This window comes from Burkholderia crassaminum, from assembly GCF_964265005.1.
GTDB lineage: Bacteria > Pseudomonadota > Gammaproteobacteria > Burkholderiales > Burkholderiaceae > Burkholderia.
On the sequence record NZ_OZ183801.1, the window covers coordinates 482,085 to 496,766 of the forward strand.

Genomic DNA, 14,682 nt, shown 5'->3' on the forward strand with positions numbered 1-14,682 from the left:
GAATGGAAGGGGCATTAAAAATCGCATCGGCGCGCCCGGGATGGCAACAATCAAAATCAATATTTAATAAAGCAAATAGTGCCGGCCGCCATACCCTGGCCTTCACGTCGCTCGTCCGTCCCGCTTGATCCGCGCCTCGCACTGCCTTGCCCGAGTAGCACCCGGCTCGCCGGGCACGTCCCGCCGATGCAACGGTGTCGATATCGCCAGCGCGGCCGACGAGATCATTTCAAATTTCTCACCAAATCATGACTCGATTAACTTCAATGACAGAAAACATTAATCTGTCAGAAAATATCTTGTAATTATAAAAATGACCTTCTAGCATCCCTCTGCAGTTCGTGACATGTCTTGGATCAACATCTGTACTCGATGCATTCCTCGAACATCACCCATTCATAACCCGGGGGATTACATGAAGAAACTGTCTCGCCTGCTGTCCATCACCGCGATTACCGTCGCGAGTCTCAGTGCTTTTGCCCAGGCCGGCGACCCGTCGGCTACGGTCGACAAGGCACTGCAACTGATCCAGCAGAACCCGTCCGCCTTCAGTCTCGCCGCTGGCGGCGCAGCACGCACGTTGAAGTTCGCAGGGCCGCAGGCGAGTGCGCCGACGGACAGCGATCAATTCGAGGTACGCGACGTGATCGTCGATCCCGACGGCACCGAGCACGTGCGTTTCGACCGCTTCTACGCGGGCCTGCCCGTGATCGGCGGTGACGTTGTCGTCCATTCGAGCAAGGGGCAGTTGAAGCAGGCGAGCGTGACCCAGCTCGCGCCGATCAGTCTCGCCGGCACGATCGGCAAGGTCGGAAACCGCGCCGTGGTACGCAACGCGCCCGATATCGGCAACGCCAGGGTCAAGCGCATCGCGGCCGCACGTTTCAACTCGGACGTGCGCCGCGTCGATGACGCGGAACTCGTCGTGTTCGCACGTGACGTCACGCCGACGCTGGCCTACGCGGTGCGCGTCTACGGCAAGTCGACCGACGCGCATGGCGATGCGGTGCTGTACTACGTCGATGCGCGTACGGGTGCCGTGCTCGACGCACAGGACCTGATCAAGACCGCCGCCGCAACCGGCACCGGACGCTCGTTGTACTACGGCAACCTGACGCTCACCACCGACCAGACGGGCACGAACGCGTACCGGATGCTCGATCCGAACCGTGGCAGCGGCTCCGTGTACGATGGCCGCGGACTGATCGCGGAGGACGTCGAGCAAGCGACCGACCTGCAGATCTTCACGAGCAGTACGAACACGTGGGGCAACAACACGACCACCGATCGGCAGACCGTCGCCGCCGACATCGATTACGGTCTGGCGTTAACTTGGGACTACTACAAGACGACGCACAACCGCAACGGCATCTTCAACGACGGGCGCGGCGTGAAGAGCTTCGCGCACGTGGTGTTCGACACCGGCAGCGGCACGACCGGCGCGAACGCGGCATGGATGCCGTCGCACATCATGGTGTACGGTGACGGCCAGCCGGGCACGAGCCTGCCGAAGCCCGTCGTGTCGGTCGACGTGGCCGGTCACGAGATGAGCCACGGCGTGACCGAAGCCACGGCCAACCTGAACTATTCGGGCGATGCGGGCGGGCTGAACGAGTCGACGTCCGACATTTTCGGCACGCTCGTCAAGTACTACGCGAACAACCCGAACGATCCCGGCAACTACGTGATCGGTGCGCGCGTGGTGAGCGGCGGCCTGCGCAAGATGTACAAGCAGGATCTCGATGGCCGGTCGTTCAGCTGCTACCCGTCCGGCGGATTCTCGTGGTCGAATCCGCGCCATGATCCGCACTTCACGTCGGGCGTCGGCAACCGTCTGTTCTACCTGCTGGCCGAAGGCCCGACGGTGCCGTCGACCGATACCGGTCTGTCGAAGTCGCAACTGGTCTGCAACGGCGACACGACCTTCAGCGGGCTGGGCCGCGAGAAGGCCGGCAAGATCTGGTACCGGACGCTGACCGTGTATCTGAACGCCAACTCCAGCTACCCGAACGCGCGACGTGCATCGATCCAGGCGGCGAACGACCTGTACGGCACGAACTCGGCTGAAAGCGCGACGGTCGCTCGCGCGTGGAGTGCGGTCGGGGTGAATTGACGGCGCCTGAGCGAGTGCGTTGAGCGCCCGAAGATCGCGTGGCGGTATGTCGAGTCGGAGGAAGGCAAGCCGATCGAGGCCACGCGACACGCGGGCAATTGACGCACGGATGGAGCGCAACCGCCTGCGATTGCAGGCGGTTGCGCTTTGGCCCCCGGCTTTCATCGCGTCCACCACGTATCCCGTGCAACGGCGCCGCGCGCCGGCAGGATCGCGCCGGCAGCCATCCACGTGCCGAGGCTTGTCGTCACTCGGCGTGGACGGCCGGAAGCGAAGCGGAAGGAGAAGGGCGCGCGTACCGCGACGACGAAACCATCCTCCTCCAGCGTCGCGCCGCGTTCCCCTGCAATGCGCGATGAACTTTGGAAAAACCTGACGGCGACCCGCAGCGCAATCCAGCCACCTCATCAATCGTCTGCACCACCCGGTCGATCGACCCGTCATCGGCCGACCCTCCGCTACCGCACCCCGCCTCGTTCCGGCACCTTTTTTCCGAAAAAATATCTGGCCTGCAATCGTTTGCGCATGACCGTGCGGCGTTCAGTTTATTCATCGCATGCCGATATCTCGGAGGCGCTCCTGATCGAAGCGGCATCGCTCCCGCCGCTTCGATCCGGAACGGCATCAGCCCATGCGACGGATAGGGGAAGGAAGGTTTTGCTGACAGTTTTAGGGTGCATCGTTCAACGGCACAATCACTGGCTGGTGTTGCTTGCCGCACTGTTGTGCGGGGCCGGCTCGTGGGTCACCGCGCGCCTGTTCCAGCGCACGGTGAACACGTCCGGCACGCAGCGGCTCGGCTGGCATGTGTTGACGGCCATTTCGGCCGGCGTCGCGATCTGGTGCACGCATTTCATCGCGATGCTCGGCTTCGACGCCGGCGCGCCCGTGCATTTCAATCTGCCGCTCACGCTCGTGTCGCTGGTCATCGCGGTCGGCGGCAGCACGATCGGCTTCGCGCTGACGACCTGTCGCATCGTCAAGGTCGCGCCCGCGCTCGGCGGCGCGATCGTCGGTGTGGCGATCGTGCTGATGCACTACACCGGCATGCTCGCGTGGCGGGTCGAGGGGATCGTGTCGTGGGACGTCGGCTACCTGATCGCGTCGGTGCTGCTGGCGATGACGCTCGCGGCGCTCGCGCTGCACCTCGCGCTGCGGCCGTCGCCGCATGCGGTCAACCAGATGGCCGGCGTGCTGTCGCTCGCGATCCTCGCATTGCATTTCACCGGGATGTCCGCACTGCGCATCACGCCGCTGACACTCGACGGCACATGGACCGACGTGAGCGAACTGCGCCCGCTGGCGCTGGCGGTTGCGGGCACGTCGCTCGTGATCGTCTGCACGGGGCTCGTGAGCTACGTGATCGACAGCAACGTGCGGGCCGAATCGCTCGAGCACCTGCGCCGGCTGGCGCTGAGCGACATGCTGACCGGCCTGCCGAACCGGGCCAGCTTCAACGAGCGGCTGGACCTCGAAATCGCGCTTGCGCAAGGGCAGGGCACGAAGCTCGCGCTGATCGGCATCGACCTGAACCGTTTCAAGGAAATCAACGACCTGCGCGGCCACCACGCCGGTGACGAGGTGCTGCGCATCCTTGCACGCCGCATGACGAACCTGCTGCGCGAAGGCGAATTCGTCGCCCGCATCGGCGGTGACGAATTCGCGGCACTTTGCCGGATGAATGACGACACCCGCGTGATGAATCTGCTCGAGCGGCTCGAGCCGGCGCTCTACAAGCCGGTCAGGCTCGACGACTACGAGGTCGTGCCGGGCGCGAGCTTCGGTGTCGCCATCTACCCGGACGACGCGACCACCAAGGCCATCCTGATCAACAACGCGGATCTCGCGATGTACCGCGCCAAGGGCAGCATCGCGCAAACGATCTGCTTCTACGAGCCGGCGATGGACCTGATCGTCCGCGCGCGCCGCAGCCTCGCGGCCGACCTGCGCCGCGCGGTGGCCGACAACCAGTTGAGCGTCCATTACCAGGTACAGACTTCGCTCGCGACCGGCGAGATCCGCGGCTACGAGGCGCTGCTGCGCTGGCAGCATGCGACGCTCGGCACGATTCCGCCCGCCGAGTTCATTCCGCTCGCCGAGGAAAACGGCGTGATCCTGGACATCGGCGCATGGGTGCTGCGCGAGGCATGTGCGCGGGCGGCCACGTGGGAGCCGCCCTATGCCGTCGCGGTGAACGTATCGGCCGTGCAGTTCATGCACGCGGACCTCACCGCGCTCGTGGCGGACGTGCTCGAGGCAACCCGCCTGCCGGCGTCGCGCCTGCAGCTGGAGCTGACCGAATCGACGATCTTCGCCGGCCGCGAGCGCGCGCTGGAGACGTTGCGGCAGATCAAGGCGCTGGGCGTGAGCATCGCGCTCGACGATTTCGGTACCGGCTATTCGTCGCTCGATACGCTGCGCTCGTTTCCGTTCGACCGCATCAAGCTCGATCAGTCGTTCGTCGCGGACGCGGAGGCGAAACCGCAGGATCGCGCGATCATCCGCGCCGTGCTCGCGCTCGGCAAGAGCCTGGGCATTCCGATCCTGGCCGAAGGCATCGAGACGCGCGAGCAGCTTGCGCTGCTGGCCGACGAAGGCTGCGACGAAGCGCAGGGCTTCCTGCTCGGCCGGCCCGCACCCCTCAACGAGATTGTCGGCAGCGGGCAGATCGCGCTGACCGGCAGCAACCGCGCCAGCGCGCCGGTTCCCGCGTCCGGATCGGCCGTCAAGGCCGAGATGGAACCGGGCCCGCGCGGGTAACCGATGACGCCGGACACGGCAACCCGAACCCGGGTTGCAGCAGGCAGGCTCACATGAAAATCCTCTACGCACGGATGGCAAGACTGGCGAGCATCGCGGCACCGGCCCGGAACCCGGACCTGCTCGCGGCGCAGTACCGGGTATTCGCCGGCCAGATCCCGGTGTCGTACCTGATCCTCATCTCGAGCACCTGGAGCCTCGCCATCACGCACCTGGGCAGCACGCCGTGGTGGCTGTCGGTCGCGATGCCGGCCGCCATGACGCTCGCGGCGCTCGCGCGGCTGCTGCACTGGTATCGCACCCGGCTGCTGGAGCCGACGCCGGACACCGTGCTGCGCGCGCTCACGATGACGAACTGGCTGGTGATCCCGGTCGCGATGACGTTCACCACCTGGGCGCTGCTGCTGTTCCCGTACGGCGACGCATGGCAAAAGGCCCAGGTCGCGTTCTACCTGGCGATCACGGTGATCGGCTGCATCTTCAGCCTGATGTACCTGCGCACGGCCGCGCTGATCGTGGCCGTGATCGTCAACGTCGCGTTCATCGCGTTCTTCCTCTCGACGGGCCAGCCGACGCTCGTCGCCACCGCGGTCAACATGGCCTTCGTGTCGGCGGCGCTGATCGCCGTCATCTCGGTCAACTACCGGGGCTTCCTGCGCACCGTCGATGCGCAGGCCGAATCGCGGCTGCGCGAGCAGGCGCAGACGCGGCTGATGCGGATGATCGACGATATGCCGGTGGCCGTGATGACGGCCGACCCGGAGACGTTCCGCATCAACTACCTGAACGCGACGTCGCGCAACCTGCTGCGCACGATCGAGCACCTGCTGCCGATCCGCGCGGACGATGCGCTCGGCGCACCGATCGACTTCTTCCACCCGCACCCGCAGCACCAGCGCCGCCTGCTTGCCGATCCGGCAAACCTGCCGCATCGCGCGCGCATCCGGCTCGGGCCGGAAGTGCTCGACATCCAGGTCTCGGCGGTGCGCGACGCCGAGGGGCGCTACATCGGCCCGATGCTGTCGTGGTCGATCGTCACGCAGCAGGCCGAGGCGGAGGCGCGCATCCATCAGCTCGCGCATCACGATTCGCTCACCGGCCTGCCGAACCGCGCGACCTTCCTTGCCGAATTCGACGCGAGCCTGCGCCGCTCGGACAAGGTGCTCGGGCTGCTCTTCATCGACCTCGACAGCTTCAACCAGATCAACGACGCGTGCGGGCATTCGGCGGGCGACGAGGTGCTGCGCCAGGTCGCGGAACGCCTTCGCGGGCAGTGCCCCGAGCCGGGGATGATGCTCGGGCGCATCGGCGGCGACGAATTCGCGGTGCTGCTGCGCGACACCGACGCGGACGGCGCGATGGGCGCGGCCGCGCGGCTCGTCGACACGCTCGTCGCTCCCTATGCGCCGTCGACCGACCGGCAGTTCCGCATCGGCGCGTCGATCGGCTGCGTGCTGGCGCCGCATCACGGCAACGACGCCGGCGTGCTGCTGTCGCGCGCGGACATGGCGCTCTATGCGGCCAAGAAAGCCGGGAAGGGCACGTACCGGATGTTCTCGCCCGACATGGAAACGAGCGCGCAGGAGCGGGTCGCGCTCGAATCGAAGCTGCGCGTCGCGCTGGACGAGAACCAGGGGCTGTACGTGTTCTACCAGCCGATCGTCGACGTCGGGACCCGCCAGATCACGACGCGCGAGGCGCTGCTGCGCTGGCATCACCCGCGCGCCGGCTGGATTTCGCCGGGCCGCTTCATTCCGGTGGCCGAGCGCGGCGGCCTGATCGACCGGCTCGGCCGCTTCGTGCTCGACCGCGCATGCCGGGAGGCGGCGCGCTGGCCGGACGGCGCGCGTGTCGCCGTCAACGTGTCGGCGGCGCAGCTCGGCCACGGCACGGTCGTGCCGGCCTTCGCGGCGGCGCTGGCCGGCGCGGGCCTCGCGCCCGACCGGCTGGAAATCGAGGTGACGGAAACCGCGCTGCTGCATGACGAGGGCAAGGCCGTCGCGGACCTGCGCGCGCTGCGCTCGATGGGCGTGCGCGTCGCGCTCGACGACTTCGGCACGGGCTTCTCGTCGCTCGCACATCTGCGCGCGTTCCCGTTCGACAAGATCAAGATCGACGGCAGCTTCGTGCGCGATGCGGTCACGCGCCCGGACTGCGCGGCCGTCGTGCGCGCGGTGGCCGATCTCGGCAAGCGTCTCGGCGTGACGACCGTCGCGGAAGGCGTCGAGACGGAGGCGCAACTGGCGTGCATCACGGATGCCGGCTGCCGCGAGGTGCAGGGCTTCCTGATCGGCAAGCCCGCGCCGGGCGAGCACGACGCGCCGGCCATCCGCTGGATCGAGCGGGCCGCGCTGGCTGCGCAGGCTACGAGCAGGCGGGCGTGAGCGACAACGCAGCGACGGGTTCGGTCGCCGAGGATCCGACATCCGTTGTCGCGCACGGGTACTCGTGTCGAGGATGAGCGTGCCGGCGAGAGATTGCCTTGCGTTGTCCTGATGCGGTCACTGCGTGAGCCGGATGAACGCGATGCTGATTCGGATGCAGGGGCGTCGGGTCAAGCGGATGCGCATCGAAAAGTCAAAAGGACTTGCTGCTAGTCGTAGCGCTTGATAAAGCGATCAAAGACGGCGGGCGGGTTCAGGATTTGGGCGGATTGGTTTTCCAGTGCCTCGGCCCCGTTGTCATCACTGATCGTGACGAACAGCGTGATCTTCTCGCGCTCCGCACCGGTTCCGAACAACCCTTCTCGATCGAGCTGCCTGAGTGCCTCGATCATGTCGCGTTGGAGTTCCTTGAAAAACGCGTCGAACTTCGCTTCGGGCAGGTTCGGACCGAGTACCGTATCGGCCAACCGTTTGCAGAGCGGATTGAACGAATCCGCCTCGGCGGATTCATATGCCCATTCGCCGGTTGCCCAGGTGAACTCCGGCGCCTTCTCGTCGTTGCCGACTGCCATCCGTTCGCGAACCCGCTTCAACCCTTCGTCGGAATTGGCGGCCGGCACGACGGTCATGGCGCCACTGTCGGTGTAGAGGGCGAACGCGTAAAAATGATCCTGGGGGTGTGCCGCAAGAAGGGCTCGATACGTCACTCTCGCCGCGTCGGCAATCTCGGTCGCGAAATTAGGATACACGCTCAAATTGACCTCGCCATATCGTGATCGGGTTTAGCTGGGGAAACGCATCAAGGCGGTGCGAAGCCGTTTCATCAGCGCGGGGGAGCGGACGCAGTCGATCGGTGCGAGATCGTCCATCGCAGGCACCTTTTCGCGGATCCACTTGTCGTAGCCGGCGCCGACCACTTCGTAGACTACCGTCGCGAGGTCGACGTCACCATCGAGTGATCGGGCGAGATCCACGACTTCCTGCCTGGACCTTGATTGGCTGAATACGGCGACGAACCGCTGCCAACTCGCGTCGCCGGGATAGTACTGTTCGAGTCGATGCATACCACCATCCTGTCAACGATATCGAGTGGGCGTCGCCTGGATTTCGGGGCGGCGGTGCCAAGACGCCGTCAAACCCTTCCCGAATACGCAAGTGTCAGGATGGCGATCGCATGCGCCCGGCGGGTTGCGCGGCAGATCAGGAATGCACGTCCGCGATCACGCGTCGAACGGCAAACGCCAGCGGATCGACCTCGTGAACGCCGATGGTGAGCCTGGCATCGAATAATGCCGCAAGCTGTTCGAGTTGAGTGAACGCGTATCCAGGGTCCGCGGTGACGACGTTCATGAAGGCCATGCTTCGACGATATCCCGCCCTGACCTCGATGCGTACGCCACTCGGAAACCGTTGTTGTAGCGCTTCGCGAACCCGGTCGATATCAATCTCGCCGGGTTCTGCGCGCCGGCCCTTCTGAGGCATGGCATCAGGCACGACAAAATAGGCGCTGACACGCACTTCCGAGCCGTCGATGGCGCTGACATGCGCCCCCTGCCGATAGGCCAGCACGGCGAGCCGCTTTCGCCGCTGGAGTCCCGACACCAGTACACATGCGCCGGCGACGCTCGTCTGGCCCTCTCCGATCATTTGCGCGAATCGAACCGCTTTCTGGCCGGATTCCTCACGCCATCCGAAGTGCAAGGCAAGCCTCGGCAGGCTGCCGATTTCCGCACCGAGCCGCTTCATGACCGACAGCATGGCAGCCTCGTCGAAGTCGTCGAATACGAGCTCTGCGGCGAGCGGGCGGCCGGCCGAATAGGCGGTGAGCAACTGCTGAATCTCGATGAGTTCACCTGGTGCGCCATCACCCTGCAATTCGAGCGTGACGAGAATCACATCGCCATGCAGCCAGGTCCTGGCGGCTGGATGGGGCTGCCGGGCGGCCAGATTGCGGGCGTCATCCGCGCTTGACGCACGCACCGCTGCCAGCAGGAACACGTCGTGGGCGTGGATTCCGCCAGGCACCACGTATGCGCCTTTCTTCCAGGCCAGCGCACGCAATTCCGGAAACAGGTCGTCTGCGTCGTATCCCGTCGCGATCACCGAGCGGCCGATCGCCGCCAGCTCGCGAGGCGAGCCTCCGCCCGGCAATCCCGGTCCCGCCACCGCTTCCTCCTCGAACAGGCGCTTCCACCCGGACGAATACTCGGCATCGGGCGCCCATGACGGCAGCAGTTGTGCGAGGTAGGCATCCGCATCCGCGATGGTCTCGAACTTCGCGACCATCACGCATTCACCGCTGTTGTTGCCGGAGAATGCCTGCCACACGCTGACCGATGGCGTGGAACGGATTCGACGGGCGTCTGCGCCACGCCGTGCGCAACCGCGTCGCGCGCTGGGTTGCTCGAGACGCGCACGCTCGTTCCGCCAGCCATGCAGGATTTCTTCCGCACTGGCGGCGGGCAGGCCGCCGTCCTGGAACGAGCAGCCCTGCATGCGCTGATCGGGCGTGATGGAGACAAAGTCCAGACCTGCGCCGCAGTCGCCGCTTCCATCGGCGCCATCGAACAATCTGGATACGGGAACAGCGTCGCCAAAGCACACCGACAGGCGGCATGCGATCGGTGAATCCTGCACGATAGCCGCAAGCTGCGCTCGCCCCCGTGGCGAAAGGTGCCTGCGCAAATCGGGGCCGATGTAAGACAGCAACGAGACATCCTGACAACCCAGCGTGGCCAGTTCAGCCAGCAGTGCGGGAAGGCCCGGCAGCACGGCGTCATCGACGATCAGGTTTGCTCCCCACCGTTGCCCATAGTTCGACAAGACCGTGGCCGCGTCGTGCCAGCGTACGTCGTCGTAGAGGGAGACGCGGACCTGGCCGAAGCGGCCGGCGTAGCGCGCAAACGTGTCTTGCCGGATCAGCGTTCCATTGGTCGTGACGTTCAGTGCAAGCGGCGTGGTGTCATGGAGGATGTCGATCAACTCGGAGAATCCACGGAACGCGAACGGCTCTCCGCCGCCAAAGGCGACTTCCAGCGTTCCTGCCGCGGCGAGGTTGCGAAGCACGTCGGCGGCCGACTGGACAGACCAGGCACTATCGCGCCGAACGTCACGCGAGCAGAAATCGCAAGAAAGATTGCACTTGTTCGTAATCCCGAACATCACGACTCGAGGTGCGCGGCGCCGCAAGTGGCGGGTCGCCGCGTTCTCGATCCGGACGTGCGTTCCTGTCGCGGGGTGAAAGCGCAGCAGCGCGCCATCCAGCGGATACGCCCTGAATGCGTTGCGATCAAAACCAGTGGAATCCGGCATCGGCGAGGCTCTCTGTTTTTTTGTCAGGGATTCCCATGAACCCGGTGATGCGATGGGAACCCGTTGTATTTGAAGTCACTCGCGCCACCATCCCCCGTCACGTGGATGACCATGAATTGCATGGCGCGGAGAATTGCGTAAGGCGTTTCAAGCCGGGAAGAAACGGATCCTCGAGCGCGTTCCGCCCGAAACGGGAATCATCCCGGCGCAACCGGCGGCTGACAAGCGCGGCCGCTGTAGCGTCGCGACGATTATAACGGCGGCCCGATCAGGATTTGGTCGGCCAGGTCAGATCCGGTCGAAGTTGAACGGCGTCACGTCCGGCAAGCCTTCGACCCGTTGTACTTCGACGCCGCACCAGGTGCCGATCATGTCGATCATGCGGTGCGCTCCGGCGCCATCGTTGAACCGGCCCATCAGGTCGACCGGTGGATGGGCGTGAAAAACGAGGATCAGTTGTGCCAGGTCTTGCTGGAGTGTCGTCAGCGAGCCACCCACGACCGCGCCGTCCAGGCTCCGGCGAGCGCCGATCAGCAGATGCTCGAGATCGCGGCACGCGTAGGTATCCCGCACCGGCCTGCGCAGCAGCCGCGTCGTGGTGACATCGATCCAGCGCTCCCCGTCTCGCCAGCAGAAGCGGGTTTCACGCAGCGGGCCGCCGAACCATCGCGCGCGCATCAGCTTGAAGCCGATCCAGAGCATCAGCACGCCCAAGCCGACGATGAGTACCACCGTAGCGGCAAGGGCGAGCCATTCGTACCAGGCATGCAGCTCGTCTCCGGTCAGCAGCCCGACGAACGCGGGTGCGCCGATCAAACAGGCCAGCCCCAAGGTGCCGAAGCCGAAGCCGAGCAACCACCAGACGAAGCGGTTGATGCGCACGCGGCGCGGCGACAGGATCAGATCCCGGCCGTCGGGAATGCATGCATAGCCGGCGTCGAACATCCACCGGTCCGGGGTCAACACGCTGGTTATCGTGGCGAGCATACCGAGTGCGCCAAGCACGACGGTAGTCCAGCCAAGGATGGCTTCGATTGCAGGAGGCATTGCGCACCCAATTGAGAACCGCCGCGCCGCGCAAAGCGGACGTCCAGTCCGATTCGATCGTCGCGATTCTGTCCGATCCCGTGTCGGGCGGCAAGCGGATCACGGCGGCGTGGGCTGCGATGCTTGCTCGAGGTCATTGCGGTGCGTGCGACGCCGCCGTACGATGGTGGGAATGTGCGTTGCACATTGCGTCATCGAAGCGACATCTTTCTCGCGTACATCTATTGCACTTCGCCAGTCGGCGGGGTGCCGATTTTTCAAGGAAGACCGACCATGGCGGCCAAACGCTTTCGCATCAACATGATTACCCGTCGCCAGTCGACGTTCGACGGCCGGCATCTCGACACCGAGGCGGTACGCCGCATCGACGCGCAGGTGCAAGACGCGATTCCCGCCCAACTGAAAGGCACGCAGGGTGCCGAGGCGGAATGGCTGCCGCGCGTGAAGGTCAGCGAGCGATAACCCGGTTACACCGATCTCGCCGTCCGGCCGCTTTCCCTGTTTCGATCCCGATGAAACGCGCCCGCCGGGCGGCGGGCGCATGCTGACGCGCGACGCGCGCGTCTCTTCGCTGGCGAATTACTCGCTGGTGGTCACTTCCGCTGCGGAAATCTTCACGACGGGCCGCAAACCGGTCACGAGCGGGCGCGCGGCGCTGGACAGCGCGTTGACGTTACCGCGATTGGCGCGCACGATCAGGCCCGCCACGGCATTCAGTGCACTCATGAACGCGCCTTCGAGCCAGCCGCCGAGATGGCTGTAGCTGTCGCTGGCAATGAAGAAGCGGTTGTCGAGTGACGCGGAGCGCGCATGCGTGTGATACCGGAAGCACAGGTTGCTCTGGTGATGGTCGCCCGTCATGTCGAGCTTGAAGCCGCCGGCCGTCTTGTTGGTCGTCCAGTCGAACACGAAGCGGTCCGCCGTGCGTGCTTCCGCGAGCAGCCTGTAGAACCACCACGGTTGCGCGTTCGGCGAGCCCGCATATTTCACGTACCGATACGCGCGATTCAACATGGTCCGGTACATCCCGTCCGCCGTACCGGCCTCGGTTGCCGGGTTTTGCGGATACAACCCGAAATCGTGCTGAAGCCGGGTCGAATCGTCCTCCCACGTGTAGCTGGCCAGCAGGCTCGAATACTCGGGCGCCTGACTCTCTTCGGCGATGGGGCTCGGTACCACATAGCTCGCTGCGAGGCCGCTATCGGAGACGACGGCCTTGATCGGTTCGCCGCGCCATTGCGGGACCCACGGCTGGTTGAGCGCGTCGGTCCTGACGGTGGCGAACACCTTCGACGAGCGTGCCATGTGAAGCTGGCCGATGGCCGTGACGATCCGGGCGTTCGCGACGGGGCTGCTATTGCTGAGCAGCAGCGGCGGATAGACCTGGCTGTACGTGCGCGTTTCGAGGCCCAGGCCGGCGTCACCCAGATTCTGGGTGGCGGCAAGTTCAAAGCCGCTGCGGCTGACGATCGGCGTCAACTGTTCGTGCGGGACGGCGAGAATCACGAAATCGTACGCTTCGGTATGGACGGCGTTCCGGCTGTCGTATGACAGCAGTTGTGCGCGCGATAACGCGGCACCGGCATGACAGGCGTTCGCGACGCGTTCCTGACGAACCTGAACGGTGAGCTTGCCGGCGCCGGTCTCTTGAGCCTTTTGGAAAAGATTCCGGATGAACTCGAAGTTCTCCGCGACCGGCAGCGTGTATTCGTTCGAATAGTCCCAGAGAATCAGCCGCATCATCTCGACCAGCGAGATGTTGTACAGCGGCTTGAAGCCGCCGGTGCCGAAACCGAAGCGGCCGAACAGTTCGACGTAGTAGCTGATCGATTCATCCACGTCGAGCGCACCGTCAACCGGCGGCAGCGTTCCTTTCTCGAACGCGGCCGTGACGATCTCGCGGACGGCTGCACCGAGCGTCAGGCCATCGTAATTCGCGATGAATTCGGGCCAGTATTTGTTCTGGATACGCTCGAGGGCATCGCCCGGCGGCGTAGCCGAATTCAGGATCACCGCGACCTTGGCCGGATCCACATTTGCGATCGGATACATGGCGACATCCGGGCCTTGCGGGTTACCCGCCAGCCCGCCGGCAACGACGCCCAGCACCTTCAACGTCGGCGAGTTCGGATCTTCCCAGTCTTTCGGATCGCCCCCGACATAGCGATCGACCCGATTGCCGAACACGAATTCGGTCGGCACCTTGCCGGGATTCGGAAAGACCTTGATCGGCGCCGCGTCCCCGAAAGCGGCGGACGCGTAATGCCAGGTCAATCCGGCGATTTCCGGAAAGCGCATCGCGCCCACTTCGTAAATGGTGTCACCGCTGGCGGGGTCGCCGTTATGGACGAGCGCCGCCGACACTCTTCCCGCCTTGAGGCCGCGTACCTTGATCGCCTTGATTCCCGGACGGTCATGCAGGAACGAATCGGGATCCGCCTCGTAGACCTGCACGTTGATGCCGCTTCCTGCCGGCAACGTCGCAGCGAGTCGGCCCAGTTCGTAGAGCGCGGCGATGCCGCCCGCTCCGCCGCCGACGATGGCGATCTTGTAGTTCCCGGCGGGCAGCGTACCCAACGGCCCGGCAGCGGCGACCGGATAGGACACCAGCGCGGAATCGGGATGCCGGTAGTTGATCCCGCTCAACCGGGCTTCACCAACGGTGGTGGCAATCTTCTTCTCGTTCTTCAGGCCGAGCAGCCGGGGGATGACGGTAACGCCCATGACGTTTCTCCATCGAGAGAGTGGAAACCGCGCGATATCGATCCCGCTTGCTACTGGCACAGCGCGTCAGGATCGATCCAGGACAACGACAACGCACTGCGAACGGAGCTTGCGCAGTATGCGAATGCGGTTTCGCCAAATCAATCAATTTTTGTTTGAGAAACGATTGAGGTGAATGAGCAAGATGATGGAAAGGAGATGGGTTTGAGTGAACTCGATTTTATTGGGGCGAAAATTGCCGTGTGCGGTGAGTGGATGGCCCACGATTGAAAAGTAAGTGAGTAAATAAAATCTTCTCGTGGAAATTGCGAGGGAATGGTGAATGGATCGCTCGCAGCGCAT

At 64.6% G+C, this 14,682-nt stretch carries 9 protein-coding genes; 4 read left to right on the top strand and 5 right to left on the bottom strand.

Annotated elements, in window-relative coordinates:
* Nucleotides 1-415: 415 nt before the first annotated feature.
* The 3 genes from ACPTTF_RS35380 to ACPTTF_RS35390 all read left to right on the top strand — a co-directional run bounded on the left by ACPTTF_RS35380 (nucleotide 416) and on the right by ACPTTF_RS35390 (nucleotide 7,257).
* Nucleotides 416-2,113 (top strand): M4 family metallopeptidase, encoded by a 1,698-nt coding sequence (locus ACPTTF_RS35380; protein WP_423372219.1) that lies wholly within the window; start codon nucleotides 416-418, stop codon nucleotides 2,111-2,113.
* Nucleotides 2,114-2,818: 705 nt separating this feature from the next.
* On the top strand, nucleotides 2,819-4,873 hold the full coding sequence (locus ACPTTF_RS35385) for a putative bifunctional diguanylate cyclase/phosphodiesterase (protein WP_423372220.1): 2,055 nt from the start codon (nucleotides 2,819-2,821) through the stop codon (nucleotides 4,871-4,873).
* Nucleotides 4,874-4,926: 53 nt separating this feature from the next.
* Nucleotides 4,927-7,257 (top strand): putative bifunctional diguanylate cyclase/phosphodiesterase, encoded by a 2,331-nt coding sequence (locus tag ACPTTF_RS35390; protein WP_423372221.1) that lies wholly within the window; start codon nucleotides 4,927-4,929, stop codon nucleotides 7,255-7,257.
* 209 nt (nucleotides 7,258-7,466) lie between these two features.
* On the opposite strand, the gene ACPTTF_RS35395 is transcribed toward ACPTTF_RS35390, so the two are convergent.
* The 4 genes from ACPTTF_RS35395 to ACPTTF_RS35410 all read right to left on the bottom strand — a co-directional run bounded on the left by ACPTTF_RS35395 (nucleotide 7,467) and on the right by ACPTTF_RS35410 (nucleotide 11,556).
* Entirely contained in the window at nucleotides 7,467-8,006 is a 540-nt protein-coding gene (locus ACPTTF_RS35395) for a DUF4303 domain-containing protein (RefSeq protein ID WP_423372617.1), read from the bottom strand.
* A 33-nt stretch (nucleotides 8,007-8,039) separates the two neighbouring features.
* Nucleotides 8,040-8,321 (bottom strand): hypothetical protein, encoded by a 282-nt coding sequence (locus ACPTTF_RS35400; RefSeq protein ID WP_423372222.1) that lies wholly within the window; start codon nucleotides 8,319-8,321, stop codon nucleotides 8,040-8,042.
* Between the two features lie 136 nt (nucleotides 8,322-8,457).
* Complete coding sequence (locus tag ACPTTF_RS35405; protein WP_423372223.1) at nucleotides 8,458-10,569, bottom strand: radical SAM protein; 2,112 nt, start codon at nucleotides 10,567-10,569, stop codon at nucleotides 8,458-8,460.
* A 288-nt stretch (nucleotides 10,570-10,857) separates the two neighbouring features.
* On the bottom strand, nucleotides 10,858-11,556 hold the full coding sequence (locus tag ACPTTF_RS35410; protein ID WP_423372224.1) for a hypothetical protein: 699 nt from the start codon (nucleotides 11,554-11,556) through the stop codon (nucleotides 10,858-10,860).
* 183 nt (nucleotides 11,557-11,739) lie between these two features.
* Here ACPTTF_RS35410 and ACPTTF_RS35415 point away from each other — a divergent pair, with 183 nt between their 5' ends.
* Nucleotides 11,740-12,078: a hypothetical protein gene (locus tag ACPTTF_RS35415; protein WP_423372225.1), complete on the top strand. Its 339-nt coding sequence runs from the start codon at nucleotides 11,740-11,742 to the stop codon at nucleotides 12,076-12,078.
* A 117-nt stretch (nucleotides 12,079-12,195) separates the two neighbouring features.
* Here the strand turns inward: ACPTTF_RS35415 and ACPTTF_RS35420 are convergent, their stop codons facing one another.
* Nucleotides 12,196-14,340 (bottom strand): tryptophan 2-monooxygenase oxidoreductase, encoded by a 2,145-nt coding sequence (locus tag ACPTTF_RS35420; RefSeq protein WP_423372226.1) that lies wholly within the window; start codon nucleotides 14,338-14,340, stop codon nucleotides 12,196-12,198.
* Nucleotides 14,341-14,682: the final 342 nt, after the last annotated feature.